Below are 13779 nucleotides of genomic sequence, written 5' to 3'. Positions count from 1 at the left end.
AAAATATCTTCCGAAGCGGAAACCGGGTTAGGCGTGCCGGTCGATGAAGTCGTAGGAGCGCTCCCACTCGCCGTCCTCGAAGTACCGCTCCGCGAGCGGCTGCTCCGGGAGCTCGCCGCGCTGGCGCTTCTCCTGCTGGTAGGACGGGCGCTCGTCGTCGACGAAGTAGCGACCGGTGAGGACCTTCCCCTCGTAGAGGGCGTCCTCCGTCTCGTGCATCGCGTCCTGCGCGGCGCGACGGTCGTGGACGTCGAAGTCGTACTCCTCGGAGTCCTGAATGTCGATGTAGGGGACGTACTGCTTCGCGTCCTTGTTCCACGTCGGACACTGCGTCAGGAAGTCGACGTGGCTGAAGCCGTCGTGCTGGATGGCCTCCTTGATGATCTCCTTCGCCTGGTTCGGGTTGACGGCGGCCGTCCGCGCGACGTAGGACGCGCCCGCCGTCAGGCTCATCGAGAGCGGGCGAATCGGCGTCTTCGCGTTGCCGTTCGGCTGCGTCTTCGACTTGTGGCCCTTCGGCGAGGTCGGGGAGGTCTGCCCCTTCGTCAGCCCGAAGACCTCGTTGTTGAACACGATGTACGTCATGTCGTGGTTCTCGCGGGCCGTGTGGATGAAGTGGTTCCCACCGATGCCGTAGCCGTCGCCGTCACCGCCCGCCGCGATGACCTCGAGGCCGTCGTTCGCGAGCTTCGCCGCGCGGGCGACCGGCAGCGAGCGGCCGTGGATCGTGTGGAACCCGTAGCTGTCGAAGTAGCTGTTGAGCTTCCCCGAGCAGCCGATACCCGTCGCGAGGAGGATCTCCTCCGGGTTCTTGCCGAGCTCCGCCATCGCGCCCTTCAGGGCCTTCAGCACACCGTAGTCACCACAGCCCGGACACCACGTCGGCTGGGGCTCGATACTGGGCGTGAACTCGTCCTGCGCTACCTCTCGTTCGTCGCCGATTGCGCTAAACGCACTCATGATTAGTCACCACCTGCCGCGGCTTCGAACCGCGTGTTCGAGGAGAGCTCTTCGCCGCTCCCGTGCTCCTCGACCGCCTCGACGATCTCGGCGGGCTCGAACGGGTTGCCGTCGTACTTCAGGAGCGAGGAGATCTTCTCCCCGTACTGCCCGAGGTTCTTCTGGATGACGCCACGGAACTGCGCCGTCGACGACATCTCGACGACGAGCACGTCGTCGACGCTCTCGATGAACTCGGAGAGGAACTCCTTGGGGAACGGCGCCATCTCGGAGACGCTGAGCCCCTTCACGCTGTGGCCGTTCTCGTTCAGGCGCTCGACGGCCTCCTCGACGGTGCCGGACTGGCTGCCCCACGAGATGACGCCGTAGTCAGCGGACTCGTCGCCGTAGACCTGCTGGCGCTCGTCGGCGTCGAGGTTCTCGCGGATCGACGCGAGCTTCTCGTTGCGCCGGTCGACCTGCGCCTTCCGGTTCGAGGGGCTCTCGCTGATGTGGCCCTCGGGGGTGTGCTCGTTGCCGGTCGCGAGATAGCGACCGCCCTTCTGCCCGGGAATGGAGCGCGGGCTGACGCCGTCCTCGCCCTCGTGCTGGAACCGGTGATAGATGCCGGTCTCGCCGTGGGGCTGGTCCTTCAGCTCCTCCTCGGTCAGGACGCTCCCGAGGTCCGGGTTCGGCGCCTGATCGAAGGTGCTCTTGGGGACGTTCCGGTGCTCCCCGGAGAGCTTCTGGTCGTAGATGACCATGACCGGGATCTGGTAGTCGTAGGCGATCTGGAACGCCTTGCGCGTCTGCTCGTAGCACTCGACCTGGTTCGAGGGCGCGAAGACGACGCGGTGGCTGTCGCCCTGACTCGTGTAGAGGACGTGCTCGAGGTCGGCCTGCTCGGGCTTCGTCGGCATCCCCGTGGAGGGACCGGCCCGCATCGACTCGACGAGCACGAGCGGCGTCTCGGTCATCTCCGCGAGGCCGAGCGGCTCGCTCATCAGCGAGAACCCGCCACCCGAGGAGCCGGACATGGCCTTCGCGCCGGCGTGCGAGGCGCCGACCGCGAGCGCGGCCGCCGCGATCTCGTCCTCGACCTGCTCGCTGATGCCGCCGACGTCCGGCATCAGGTTCGTCAGGATGGTGAAGACGTCCGTCCACGGCGTCATCGGGTAGCCCGCGATGAAGCGACACCCCTCGTCGAGGGCGCCGTACGCGATGCCGTGACTCCCGGAGACGAGCACCTGCTCCTCGTCGTGCTCGCCCTCGGGGACCGTGACGTCGTGGGCGTCGGGGTCGTACTCCTCCTGGACGTGTTCGTAGGCGTCCTCGAGGACGTTCAGGTTGGCCTCGAGGATGTCGCCGCCCATCGCCTCGGCCATCAGGTCCTCGACGTAGGTGGTGTCGATGCCCGTGAGCGCGGCGGTGACGCCGACGCCGGCCGTGTTGCGCATGATCTCGCGGCCGTGTTCCTTGGCGATGCCGCGGAGGTCGACGTCGTAGACGTGCCAGTCGTTCTCCTCGACGCGCTCGTCGAAGTTCTCGATCTCGGCGGTGTCGAGGAGCCCGGAGTCGTAGACGATGACGCCGCCCTCGCGGAGATCGTCGAGGTTCTCGGCGAGGGGCTTGACCTCCTCCTCGCCGTAGTAGGCGTTCTCCTTGGGGTTCCGGGCGAACGAGTCACCGAGCGCGACGAGGAAGTTGTATCCGTCGCCCCGGGATTTGACCTCCTCCGACGATGCACGGATCTCCACGTACGTGTGGCCGCCACGGATGCGCGAGGGGTAGTGTCGGTGCGTGAAAACGTTGAGCCCCGAGCGCATCAGAGCCTTCGCGAAATTCTGGCTCGTCGAGTCGATTCCGTCGCCGGAACCGCCCGCGATTCGCCAGATGAGTTCGTCGTCAGTCATAATGTATGTCCTCGCCCCCTGCGTGGGACGCTGCTGATGACTTCGAACGTCACTCACTAAATCGTTTGCCATCCATTACCAAGGAAAAATGATGATGGTTTCTGCAGGCTGTCGCGGACGGACGTCCACCAAACGGCGCGTACACCGTCAGAACCGCCGCTAGGACACGCGCTACCACGGCGCGCTGCGGGCAGTTTATGCTCACGTGTCGCCGAGCATAGACGATGCGCGTCGCCCTCCTCTGCCTCCTCGTCCTCCTCGCCGCACCCACCGGTGTGCTCGCCACCGACGGCCCCCCGCTCGCCGACGCCGGCCTCGACCAGCGCGGCACCCTCGACCGACCGGTCTACCTCGACGGGACGGGCACCACCGACCCCGACGGGACGCTCGACGACTATCGCTGGCGCGTCGAAGGCCCGAGCGGAACCGCCGTTCCCCTCGACTGTGAGACGTGCGTCCGTACGCGCTTCGTGCCGCGAACGCTCGGCCGCTACACCGTGGCGCTCACCGTCACCGACGACGCCGGCCACACCGCCACCGACCGCCTCTACGTCCGCGTCGGCACGTCGGGGGCGGTCGGATCGGTCGGCGACGTCGCGGTCGCGCTCGACGGCCCACGGACCGCGACCGTCGGCGACACCGTCCGCTACCGTGCGCGCGTCAACGTGACCGAGCGGCCGGCGGCCCTCGAGTGGCGCATCGACGGCCGGGTCGTCCGCACGCGCGCGGCCGCCGCCGCCGACGCGGCCGTCCTCGAGTACACCGTCCGGGAGCGGGGCCGCTATCGCGTGAACGTCACCGCCACCGACGCGGCCGGCGACCGCGCGACCGCCTCGCTGAACACGACCGCGACGGGTACCGCCTCCGACGGGGTGCCACAGGGGCCACAGCCGACCGTCACCGGCCCACGGCTCCTCACGGGCGGCGTCGATAGCGCCACCTATCGGCTCGACTCGACGGACGGCTCGTACGTCGACTGGTTCCTCGACGACCGGCGCGTCGGGGAGGGACGGGCCGTCGCCGTCTCGCTGACGCCGGGCACCCACGCTCTCCACGCCGTCCGACAGACCTCGCAGGGCCCCGTGAGGCTCACCTTCGCCGGGAACGAGACGGGGGTCGTCGTCGACCCGGGGCCGACGCTCGACGTGGCCGTCCTCCACGGCGGTGACGCCCTCAGCGTGGACGCGCGAGCGGTCGACCCCGTCGGCGACCTCGACGTGCTCGCGCTCAGCGTCGACGGCGAGCGCGTCGACACCGCGTCCGCGCGCGACGACGGCGCGGTTCGACTGAACGGAACGTACGCCTTCGCCGCCGGCACCCACGAGGTCGTCGTGAGCGCGAGCGACGCGCGCGGGCAGAGCGCACGCGTCGCTCGAAACGTGACTATCGGGGACGGCGCACCGACCGTCGAATGTACGGAGACGACGCCGATCACGTGGCTCCCGCCGGTCCTCGTCTGCGAGGTCGTCTAAGTAGCGTTCGGGTGGCGCTACCGGCGCAGGCCGCCGCGCTCCGAGACGTCGAGGATGTGGCGCATGTTCCGATAGAGCGCCTCGGACGAGGCCTCCTCCGAGGCGTCGTAGCGGTCGCTGACGCGGTGGACGAGCGCCGCGATCTTCTCCGCCTCGTCCGACTCCTCCGCGCGGAGGTCCTCGGCGACGGCACGGAGCACGTCGCGTTTCGTCTCGTCGTCGAACTCGGCCATCAGCGGAGGTTCTGTCGGTTCAGGATGCCGGTCATGTCGGCGGTGCTCGCGGCGAGGTCGCGGAAGGCCTCGCCGACGTCGCTCTCGTCGTCGAGCGCGACCGGACTCCCCTCATCGCCGCCCGAGCGCACGCTGGGGTCGAGCGGGATGGACCCGAGGAAGGGGAGGTCGTTCTCCTCGGCGAACGCCTCGCCGCCGCCGCTCCCGAAGACGTCGTGCGTCGACCCGCAGTCCGGGCAGACGAACGTGCTCATGTTCTCCACGATGCCCAACACGGGCGTGTCGTGCGTCCCGAACATCTCGAGGCCCTTCTGCGCGTCGTCGATAGCGACGTCCTGCGGCGTCGTCACCACCACCGACCCCGTCACCGGAATCGTCTGGAGGACCGTGAGCTGCGTGTCCCCCGTGCCGGGCGGGAGGTCGACGATGAGGTAGTCGAGATAGCCCCACTCGACGTCCTCGACGAGCTGCGTGAGCACCTTGTGGACCATCGGGCCGCGCCAGATGACGGGGTCGTCCCCGCCCGTGAGGAAGGCCATGCTCATCAGCTTCACGCCGAACTTCTCCGGCGGGACGAGCGTCTCCTCCTCGGTGGCCTGCGGGGCCTCCTCGGCCGACACCATCCGGGGGACGTTCGGCCCGTAGACGTCCGCGTCGAAGAGGCCGACGCGCGCGCCGCGCTTCGAGAGCGCCGCCGCGAGGTTCACCGCGACCGTCGACTTCCCCACGCCACCCTTCCCGGAGGCGACGGTGATGACGTTCTTCACGTTCGGCAGCACGGCGTCCTCGCCCGCCGCCGCGTCCTGCTCGGGGTGGTACGCGGAGAGGTCGGGTTCGAGGCCCTCCGCGCGGAGGGCGTCACGGACGCGGTCGGCGATGCTCGACTCCGACGGCGAGTACGGCGTCCCGAGCGCGAGTGAGACGTGCGCGACGCCGTCCTCGACGGCGACGTCGTTGACGATGCCGAGCGAGACGATGTCGTCCCCGAGGTCCGGGTCCTCGACCTCGCGGAGTGCGGCCTTGACGTCCGCTTCGTTCATGGAGTCGTTAGGCGCCGTCGCGTGAATAAGGGTTGTGACGCCCGGTCGCGCCGCCGCTTCCGGGAGTCGGGCGCACGGCGTGCGGGTGAGAGCGCGCGCTCGCAGGTCACGTGCGCGCCCGACACTCACGTCCGCGTCCTCCGCCGCAGATAGCGCGCACCGCCGCCCCTACCCGCGCGCTTATCCGTCCGCGCGTGCGACCGTAACGCATGCTCGAGGATGGGTTCGGTCGCGAAGTGACTGGGGTCCGGGTCTCCCTGACGGACCGCTGTAACTTCGACTGCGTCTACTGTCACAACGAGGGACTCGGCGACACCCGCGGCCCGATGGCGGCGCGCGACCACGAGATGAGCGCGGACGACGTCGTCCGCTTCCTCGAGGTCGTGGAGGGGTTCGGCGTCGACGCCGTGAAGTTCACGGGCGGCGAGCCGATGCTCCGAGACGACCTCGAGGAGATCGTCCGCCGGACGCCCGACTCCATGGAGGTGTCGCTCACCACGAACGGCACCTTCCTCCCCGGTCGCGCCGAGGACCTCGTCGAGGCCGGCGTCGAGCGCGTGAACGTCTCGCAGGACGCCCTCGACGCCGACGCGTTCAAGGCCGTCACCCAATCCGGCGCGTACGAGCAGGTCATCGAGGGGGTGAAGGCCGCCGTCGAGGCCGGCCTCGACCCCGTGAAGCTCAACATGGTGCTCTTCGAGCAGACGAAGGGCTACGTGCCCGAGATGGTCGACTACGTCGCCGAGAACGACGGCCTCCAGCTCCAACTCATCGAGTTCATGCCCGAGCTGGTGGGAAAGCCCGAGTGGGCCGTCGACGTCGAGAAGGTCCACGACTGGCTCGAGGGCGAGGCCGACCGCGTGGAGGTCCGGGAGATGCACGACCGCAAGCGCTACTGGGTCGACGGCGGGATGGTCGAAATCGTCGACCCGGTCGGCAACGAGGAGTTCTGCGCGAACTGCCACCGCGTGCGCGTGACACACGAAGGGTACTTGAAGGGCTGTCTGAACCGGAACGACGACCTCCGCTCGATGGGCGAGATGTCCCGCGAGGAGATCGCGAGCGCGTTCCGCGAGACGGTCGCGAACCGCGTCCCCTACTACGGCGAGTACATGGTTCGCGACGGCGAGGGCGGCTGGACGGTGAACGAGGAGTACCTCGACGCGCCCCGCGACGCCGACGCCCCGGTCGTCGCCGACGACTGATTCCACCACCGCCGACGGCCGGGGACACCCACGGGCCCTTCACGGCCTCCGTCCCCGCCGTCTCCGGGCTCCCCCGTCGGTCGTTCGCACGCCTCCGCCGTTTCGTGATAGTTAAGTAGGGTCGGTGATTCGGATAGAGTGCAGTCACTGTAGGGGCGTTCGGTCCCGAGTCCGAGAGGGCGACAGTAACCATCGAGCGGGTCGTGGTAGCCTAGCCTGGTCAAGGCGCAGGGTTGCTAACTCTGTGGCTCACCGCCTCCGGGGTTCAAATCCCCGCCACGACGCCTCTCCACACATCGACCATACCATGAGCGAAGAACAACAAGCGGAGACGGACGAAGAGGAGGACATCCGATACTTCGTCCGCATCGGGCAGACCGACCTCGACGGCACCAAGTCCGTCGAGCGCGCCCTCTCCGAGATGGACGGCATCGGCCGCCGGGTCTCCCGCGTGGTCGCCGCCAACGCCGACGTGGATCGAACCGCCACGCTCGGCCGTCTCGACGATGAGCCGATCGAGCGCATCGTCGAGGCAGTGGAGAACTTCGCCGACGAAGTTCCTGACTGGCTGGCGAACCGCCGGAACGACTTCTACACCGGCGAGACCGAACACATCACGGGCAACGACGTCTCCCTCACCCGGAATCAGGACGTTAACCGGATGCGGATGATCCGGTCCTACAAGGGCGTGCGCCACGAGCGCGGACAGAAGGTCCGCGGTCAGCGCACGAAGTCCACCGGGCGTACGGAGGGCACCATCGGTGTCAACGTCGAGGCCCTGAAGGAAGAAGCAGCAGAAGAAGAGGAGGGTGGTGAATAATGGCGCTTCCCGGTGAGAACACCAAGTTCTACGAGACGCCGAACCACCCCTATCAGGGCGAGCGCATCTCCGAGGAGGCCGACCTCCTCGGGCGCTACGGCCTGAAGAACAAAGAGGAGCTCTGGCGAGCGCAGTCCGAACTGCGTTCCTACCGCCGAGAGGCCCGCGCACTCCTCGGTCGCGTGACCGAGGAGGGCTCGGAGGGCGAGGAGTTCGTCTCCCGCCTCCGCCGCCTCGGCATCCTCGGTGAGTCCGACGAACTGGACGCGGTCCTCTCGCTGGACGTGACGGACGTCCTCGAGCGCCGCCTCCAGACCGTCGCCTACCGCAAGGGCCTGGCGAGCACGCCGCAGCAGGCGCGCCAGTTCATCGTCCACGGCCACGTCACGGTCGACGGGAGCCGCGTTACGGCCCCCTCGACGAAGGTCGACGTCGCCACGGAGGACGCCATCGCGTTCGACGAGACGAGCCCGCTCACCGACGAGCTCCACCCGGCTCGCGCCGACAACCAGGAGTAATCCAATGGCAGAGAACGACGCAGACGGCAAGTGGGGCATCGCACACGTGCACGCCTCGTTCAACAACACGCTGCTCACGGTCACCGACGAGACCGGCGCCGAGACGCTGGCCAAGTCCAGCGGCGGTGCCGTCGTCAAGCAGAACCGTGACGAGGCGTCCCCCTACGCCGCGATGCAGATGGCCGAACAGCTCGCCGAAGACCTGAAAGAACAGGGTATCGAGGGCGTCCACGTCCGCGTCCGTGGCCCCGGTGGAAACCTCCAGCGGAGCCCCGGCCCCGGTGCGCAGGCCACCATCCGAGCGCTCGCTCGCGCGGGCCTCGAGATCGGCCGCATCGAGGACGTCACCCCGATCCCCCACGACGGGACCCGCCCGCCGAAGAACAGCGGTTACTAACCACACGACATGGCAACGGACTTCGACGTCGAATTCATCGAAACGGGCGACCGCGACGCGCGATTCCTCGTCAGAGGGATCACGCCAGCGTTCGCCAACGGCATCCGCCGGGCGATCCTCGCGGACGTCCCGACGCTCTCCATCGACACCGTGCGGTTCGTCGAGAACTCGAGCGTCCTGTTCGACGAGGTGCTCGCCCTCCGCATGGGGCTCGTCCCGCTGACGACCCCGGAGGGCGAGTTCGACGAGGACGACGTCGTCACCCTCGCCATCGACGTGGAGGGACCGGAGACCGCGTACAGCGGTGATCTGGTCTCCTCTGACCCGCAAGTCGAACCCGCCGACGAGAACATTCCCCTCATCGAGCTGAAGGACGGGCAGCGTCTGGAAGCCGAGGCCGAGGCCAAACTCGGTCGGGGTCGCGACCACGCGAAGTTCCAAGGCGGGGTGGCCGTCGGTTACCGCCACCTCCAGCACGTCGAGGTCGGTGACGACGCCTCCGAGTACGCTGAAGACGAACCGAACATCGTCCGTGGCGTCATCGAGGACGGCGACGAGCTCGTCGCCACCTCGGAGTTCGGCCACGACCTCACGAACCGGTATCCGGGGAAGGAGGTCACGGTCGAGGACGTCCCGAACGCCTTCGTCTTCCACGTCGAGTCCGACGGGTCGATGCCCGTCGACGAACTGGTGCTCCGCGCCGTGGAGTCACTCTCCATGCGCGCGGACGAACTACGCGAGAAGGTCAGTCTCTAAGACGTAACACATGACCCGCCACACCACCACCGACGCGCGCCCGACGCCCGTAGCGACGGGTACGCGTCGGCAGGGGGCAATCGAAAGCCCCTTTAGGTGGCGGCGGGAACGGTGTATCGTCGGTAAGACCGCGCCTTCTCAGTGGGCGTGCAGGGATAGCCAAGTTTGGCCAAAGGCGCAGCGTTCAGGGCGCTGTCTCGTAGGAGTTCGCAGGTTCAAATCCTGCTCCCTGCACTCCACACCCTTATACTCTCATCAGGAGTCAGAACCATGAGCAAGACGAGCCCGAGACTCAGTAGTCTCATCGCCCAACTCAAGTCCGTCGCCCGCGATTCGGGTGCGGACGTATGGCACGACGTCGCCGGCCGGCTGGAGAAGCCGCGCTCGACGCACGCCGAGGTGAATCTGAGTCGTATCGAACGGTATGCGAACGAGGACGAGACAGTCGTCGTCCCCGGCAAGGTACTCGGCTCGGGTGCCCTCCGGAAGTCCGTGACGGTCGCCGCGGTGGACTTTTCGTCCAGCGCGGAAACGAAGATCGAGCACGCGGACGGCGAAGTCGTCCAGTTGGCACAAGCAGTTGAACAGAACCCCGAAGGATCCAACGTCCGGGTGATCCGATGAGCGCCGCAGAATTCGACGCGGACATCGTCGTCGACGCCCGTGACTGTATCATGGGTCGCGTCGCATCGAACGTCGCCGAGCTCGCGCTCGACGGCAAGACGGTCGCAGTCGTCAACACCGAGGACGCGGTCATCACGGGGAACGAAGAGGACGTCTTCGGGACGTACCGGAAGCGCGCCGAGCTCGGCTCGGACAGCGGCCCGTACTACCCGAAGCGTCCGGATCGAATCTTCAAGCGCGCGGTGCGCGGGATGCTACCCTACAAGACGGATCGCGGTCGAGAGGCGTTCGAGAACGTCCGCCTCTACGTCGGCAACCACGTCGACGAGGAGGGCGAGGTGCTCGAAGGCACCTCGCTCGACCGGCTCTCGAACATCAAGTTCGTCACCCTCGGAGAGGTCTCCGAGGAGCTGGGGGCTAACAAGACATGGTAACCAACACGAGCGGTAAGAAGAAGACGGCCGTCGCTCGCGCGACGGTCTCCGACGGCGAAGGTCGCGTGCGAATCAACTCGACGCCCGTCGAGCTCGTCGAGCCGGAGATGTCCCGCCTCAAGATGCTGGAGCCGTTCCGCATCGCGGGCGAGGAGATCCGCGACGAGATCGACATCGACGTCACCGTGGACGGCGGCGGCTACGCCGGCCAGGCGGACGCCGTCCGAACGGCCATCGCGCGCGGCATCGTCGAGCACCGCAACGACGCGGAGCTCCGTGACGCGTTCATGGAGTTCGACCGGCAGCTGCTGGTCAACGACGTCCGGCGCAAGGAGCCGAAGAAGTGGGGCGGGCCCGGCGCTCGGGCGCGCTACCAGAAGTCCTACCGCTGAGGTATACAAACCATGATGGTACCAGTCCGGTGTTTCACGTGCGGGAAAGTCATCGGTGAACACTGGGAGGAATTCAAGGCGCGAGCCGCGAGCAAGGAGGGCGACGAGGACCCCGCAGCGGTCCTCGACGACCTCGGTCTGGATCGGCACTGCTGCCGCCGGATGTTCGTCTCGCACCAGGACCTCGTCGACGTGGTCTCACCCTACCAGTAGTATGCCCGACTTCAACCGCTACGAGAAAGCACGCATCATCGGGGCGCGAGCGCTCCAGGTCTCCTACGGCGCGCCCGTGCTGGTCGACACCGACCAGACGGAGCCGATCCTGATCGCCGCCGAGGAGTACGACGCGAACGCGCTCCCGTTCACCGTCCGGAGGGAGAAACAGTGACACGAATCGAAACCGTCCGCCTGCGCGCAGTCCTCGACTCGCGCGGCAACAAGACCGTGGAAGCGGACGTACTCACGGAATCCGGCGGCTTCGGCCGCGCGGCCGCCCCGTCCGGGGCGTCCACCGGTGAGTACGAAGCCATCGAGCTGCCGGTCAACGAGGCCATCGCGGCGGCCCGCGAGCACGCGGTACCCCGTCTCGAGGGTCGCGTCTACGCCGGCGACCAGCGCGAAGTGGACGAGACGCTTCGTGCAGCCGACGGCACCGAGGACTTCTCGGAGATCGGCGCGAACTCCGCGGTCGCGATCAGCATGGCGGCGGCGAAGGCGGGGGCGGACGTCCTCGGCGCGCCGCTCTACCAGCATCTCGGCGGCGCCTTCCGTGGCGGGAACTTCCCGGTTCCCCTCGGGAACGTCGTCGGCGGCGGCGAGCACGCCCAGGAGGCAACGGCCATCCAGGAGTTCCTCGCCGCACCGGTCGGTGCGCCGAGCGTGAAGGACGCGGTCTTCGCGAACGCGCAGGTTCACGCCGAGATCGGCGACCTGCTCGAGGAGCGCGACACGCCCGCGGCGAAGGGCGACGAGGGCGCGTGGGCGCCCCCGATCTCGGACGCGGACGCGTTCGAACTCGTCGCGGAGGCCGTCGAGACCGTCGAGGACGAGGTCGGCTTCGAGATCAAGTTCGGCCTCGACATGGCGGCCGCCGAGACCTTCGAGGACGGCGAGTACGTCTACGGTGACGAGGTCCGCTCCACGGAGGAGCAGATCGACTACGTCGCCGGACTGGTCGACGAGTACGACCTCGCGTACGTCGAGGACCCGCTCGACGAGGACGCCTACGAGGCGTTCGCCGAGCTCACCGACCGCGTCGGTGACCGGACGCTCATCTGTGGTGACGACCTGTTCGTCACGAACGTCGAGCGTCTGGAGGACGGCATCGAGGAGGGCGCTGGGAACAGCATCCTCATCAAGCCGAACCAGATCGGCACCCTCTCCGACGCCTTCGACGCCATCGAGCTCGCCACCCGGAACGGCTACGAGTCGGTCGTGAGCCACCGGAGCGGCGAGACCGAGGACACGACGATCGCACACCTCGCCGTGGCGACCGACGCCCCGTTCATCAAGACGGGGACGGTCCAGGGCGAGCGCACCGCCAAACTCAACGAACTCATCCGCATCGCGGACGAGGCACTATGAGCGAGAACGAAGACAGCGAGGCCGAACTCGAGGAGGCCCCCGAGGACGCCGCCGAGGTCGCGGACGAGGAGTCCGAGACGACGGCGGAGGTCGACGTCGAGCAGACGGAGTCTGCGGACGACGACGCCACGGAGGCACCCGAGACGGCCGCACAGACGGAAGACGTAATGCCCGACGAGGAAGCCGACCTCCTCATCCCGGTCGAGGATTACCTGGCCGCGGGTGTCCACATCGGCACGCAGCAGAAGACCAAGGACATGGAGCGGTTCATTCACCGCGTCCGGACCGACGGTCTCTACGTGCTCGACGTCTCGACGACGGACGAGCGCATCCGCACTGCGGCGGACTTCCTCGAGAACTACAACCCCGAGCAGATCCTGGTCACGTCCTCGCGCCAGTACGGTCGCTTCCCCGCTGAGAAGTTCGCGGACGCGGTCGGCGCGCGCGCCCGGACGGGTCGCTTCATCCCGGGAACGCTGACGAACCCGAAGTACGACGGCTACATCGAGCCGGACGTCGTGGTCGTCACGGACCCGATCGGCGACAGCCAGGCGGTGAAGGAAGCGATCACGGTCGGTATCCCCGTGATCGCGATGTGTGACTCGAACAACTCCACGAGCAACGTCGACCTCGTCGTTCCGACGAACAACAAGGGTCGTCGTGCGCTCTCGGTCGTCTACTGGCTGCTCGCGAACGAGGTCCTCGACCGGCGCGGCGCGGAGCCGTCCTACAGTCTCGAGGACTTCGAGAGCGAGATCTAACGGCCGATCCATTCCTTTCGACGCCGAATCCGTAGTTACAACTCCGCGCGGCGCGAGGGAGGCGGTATGCAGGTGGCTGGAAAGTGTCGGCCGACGCGTGAGACGCTCGCCGCTGCGGCGAGGCGTGGGTTCGATGCGGTCGAACTCTACGTGACGCCCGCGCTCTTGGAGAAGGGGGTTGCGACGCTCGCCGAGACGGTGCGGGCGTCGCCGGTAGCGGTCTGTTCGGTCCATACGCCACACGTCCTGCCGAGCGAGCACGGCCCGCTCCGGGCGGCGGACCGGTTGGCGCGTGCGCTCGACGCGTACCTCGTCGTCCACACGCAGTACGCGAACATGACGCACACGGCGGAGCTGGCGGCGGCGGGCTTCGAGGCGCCGCACGGCTACGAGAACCAGGCGGGCGCGAGCGTCCGGCACGTCGAGACGCAGGTACTGGAGCGGGGCCACGAGTTGGTGCTCGACACCGCACACCTCTTCATGGCGCACGCGGACTATCTGTCGCGCTTCGAGGCGCTCCTCGCGGCGTACGGCGAGCGGATCGGCGTCGTCCACCTGACGGATTCGACGCCGGAGACGGACGGCGTGCCGTTCGGGGAGGGCGAGCTGGCGATGGAGGCGCTCATCGTGTTTAGTTAAGCGAATTCCACCAGACGGCGAAGGCTTGCAACCACGTTTCGGCGGTCGCCGG

The 13779-nt window shown here is 67.7% G+C and carries 18 protein-coding genes and 2 tRNA genes; 16 read left to right on the top strand and 4 right to left on the bottom strand.

The genetic code is table 11. The features are described from left to right. Positions 1–27 precede the first annotated feature (27 nt). Together IEY12_RS00100 and IEY12_RS00095 are read right to left on the bottom strand one after the other, a co-directional pair. The gene (locus IEY12_RS00100; protein WP_188876356.1) at positions 28–960 is read right to left on the bottom strand and encodes a thiamine pyrophosphate-dependent enzyme; all 933 of its coding nucleotides are present in this window, start codon (positions 958–960) and stop codon (positions 28–30) included. 2 nt (positions 961–962) lie between these two features. After that, positions 963–2852, bottom strand: a complete 1890-nt coding sequence (locus IEY12_RS00095) for a 2-oxoacid:acceptor oxidoreductase subunit alpha (protein WP_188876354.1) — start codon at positions 2850–2852, stop codon at positions 963–965. A 224-nt stretch (positions 2853–3076) separates the two neighbouring features. On the opposite strand from IEY12_RS00095, the gene IEY12_RS00090 reads away from it, so the two are divergent. After that, positions 3077–4324 carry a PKD domain-containing protein gene (locus tag IEY12_RS00090; protein WP_188876352.1) on the top strand — a complete coding sequence of 416 codons (1248 nt, stop codon included), beginning with the start codon at positions 3077–3079 and terminating at the stop codon, positions 4322–4324. 17 nt (positions 4325–4341) lie between these two features. Here IEY12_RS00090 and IEY12_RS00085 read toward each other — a convergent pair whose 3' ends face one another. Beyond that, positions 4342–4557, bottom strand: a complete 216-nt coding sequence (locus IEY12_RS00085) for a DUF7976 family protein (RefSeq protein WP_188876350.1) — start codon at positions 4555–4557, stop codon at positions 4342–4344. Further along, positions 4557–5597: an Mrp/NBP35 family ATP-binding protein gene (locus IEY12_RS00080; protein WP_188876348.1), complete on the bottom strand. Its 1041-nt coding sequence runs from the start codon at positions 5595–5597 to the stop codon at positions 4557–4559. The genes IEY12_RS00085 and IEY12_RS00080 overlap by 1 nt, the downstream gene beginning before the upstream one ends. Before the next feature lie 209 nt (positions 5598–5806). On the opposite strand from IEY12_RS00080, the gene moaA reads away from it, so the two are divergent. The 15 genes from moaA to IEY12_RS00005 all read left to right on the top strand — a co-directional run bounded on the left by moaA (position 5807) and on the right by IEY12_RS00005 (position 13727). Further along, positions 5807–6802 (top strand): GTP 3',8-cyclase MoaA, encoded by a 996-nt coding sequence (moaA, locus tag IEY12_RS00075; protein ID WP_188876346.1) that lies wholly within the window; start codon positions 5807–5809, stop codon positions 6800–6802. A gap of 200 nt (positions 6803–7002) precedes the next feature. After that, positions 7003–7086: transfer RNA gene (locus IEY12_RS00070), tRNA-Ser, on the top strand. Between the two features lie 23 nt (positions 7087–7109). Next, the gene (locus IEY12_RS00065; protein ID WP_188876344.1) at positions 7110–7622 is read left to right on the top strand and encodes a 30S ribosomal protein S13; all 513 of its coding nucleotides are present in this window, start codon (positions 7110–7112) and stop codon (positions 7620–7622) included. Beyond that, a complete protein-coding gene (locus IEY12_RS00060) occupies positions 7622–8140 on the top strand; it encodes a 30S ribosomal protein S4 (protein WP_188876342.1) in 519 nt (172 codons plus the stop codon). Before IEY12_RS00065 ends, IEY12_RS00060 begins: the two co-directional genes overlap by 1 nt. A gap of 4 nt (positions 8141–8144) precedes the next feature. Continuing rightward, a complete protein-coding gene (locus IEY12_RS00055; protein WP_123076717.1) occupies positions 8145–8537 on the top strand; it encodes a 30S ribosomal protein S11 in 393 nt (130 codons plus the stop codon). Between the two features lie 9 nt (positions 8538–8546). Continuing rightward, positions 8547–9293: a DNA-directed RNA polymerase subunit D gene (locus tag IEY12_RS00050; RefSeq protein ID WP_123076719.1), complete on the top strand. Its 747-nt coding sequence runs from the start codon at positions 8547–8549 to the stop codon at positions 9291–9293. 149 nt (positions 9294–9442) lie between these two features. Continuing rightward, a tRNA-Leu gene (locus IEY12_RS00045) sits at positions 9443–9527 on the top strand. A 36-nt stretch (positions 9528–9563) separates the two neighbouring features. Next, positions 9564–9917: a 50S ribosomal protein L18e gene (locus IEY12_RS00040; RefSeq protein WP_123076721.1), complete on the top strand. Its 354-nt coding sequence runs from the start codon at positions 9564–9566 to the stop codon at positions 9915–9917. Then, the gene (locus IEY12_RS00035; RefSeq protein ID WP_188876340.1) at positions 9914–10351 is read left to right on the top strand and encodes a 50S ribosomal protein L13; all 438 of its coding nucleotides are present in this window, start codon (positions 9914–9916) and stop codon (positions 10349–10351) included. Before IEY12_RS00040 ends, IEY12_RS00035 begins: the two co-directional genes overlap by 4 nt. Next, entirely contained in the window at positions 10345–10743 is a 399-nt protein-coding gene (locus IEY12_RS00030) for a 30S ribosomal protein S9 (RefSeq protein WP_123076725.1), read from the top strand. Before IEY12_RS00035 ends, IEY12_RS00030 begins: the two co-directional genes overlap by 7 nt. A 12-nt stretch (positions 10744–10755) precedes the next feature. Continuing rightward, on the top strand, positions 10756–10956 hold the full coding sequence (locus IEY12_RS00025; protein WP_123076727.1) for a DNA-directed RNA polymerase subunit N: 201 nt from the start codon (positions 10756–10758) through the stop codon (positions 10954–10956). A 1-nt stretch (position 10957) separates the two neighbouring features. Further along, on the top strand, positions 10958–11131 hold the full coding sequence (locus IEY12_RS00020; protein ID WP_123076729.1) for a DNA-directed RNA polymerase subunit K: 174 nt from the start codon (positions 10958–10960) through the stop codon (positions 11129–11131). Beyond that, complete coding sequence (gene eno / locus IEY12_RS00015; RefSeq protein WP_188876338.1) at positions 11128–12327, top strand: phosphopyruvate hydratase; 1200 nt, start codon at positions 11128–11130, stop codon at positions 12325–12327. Before IEY12_RS00020 ends, eno begins: the two co-directional genes overlap by 4 nt. Continuing rightward, entirely contained in the window at positions 12324–13088 is a 765-nt protein-coding gene (gene rpsB / locus IEY12_RS00010) for a 30S ribosomal protein S2 (protein WP_188876336.1), read from the top strand. Before eno ends, rpsB begins: the two co-directional genes overlap by 4 nt. Before the next feature lie 66 nt (positions 13089–13154). Then, positions 13155–13727: a sugar phosphate isomerase/epimerase family protein gene (locus IEY12_RS00005; RefSeq protein ID WP_188876334.1), complete on the top strand. Its 573-nt coding sequence runs from the start codon at positions 13155–13157 to the stop codon at positions 13725–13727. The last annotated feature ends 52 nt before the right edge of the window (positions 13728–13779 follow it).

It is taken from the genome of Halarchaeum grantii, assembly GCF_014647455.2.
GTDB lineage: Archaea > Halobacteriota > Halobacteria > Halobacteriales > Halobacteriaceae > Halarchaeum > Halarchaeum grantii.
Note: the sequence above shows the minus strand (reverse complement) of the source record. Positions and strands in the feature narration are given on the sequence as shown.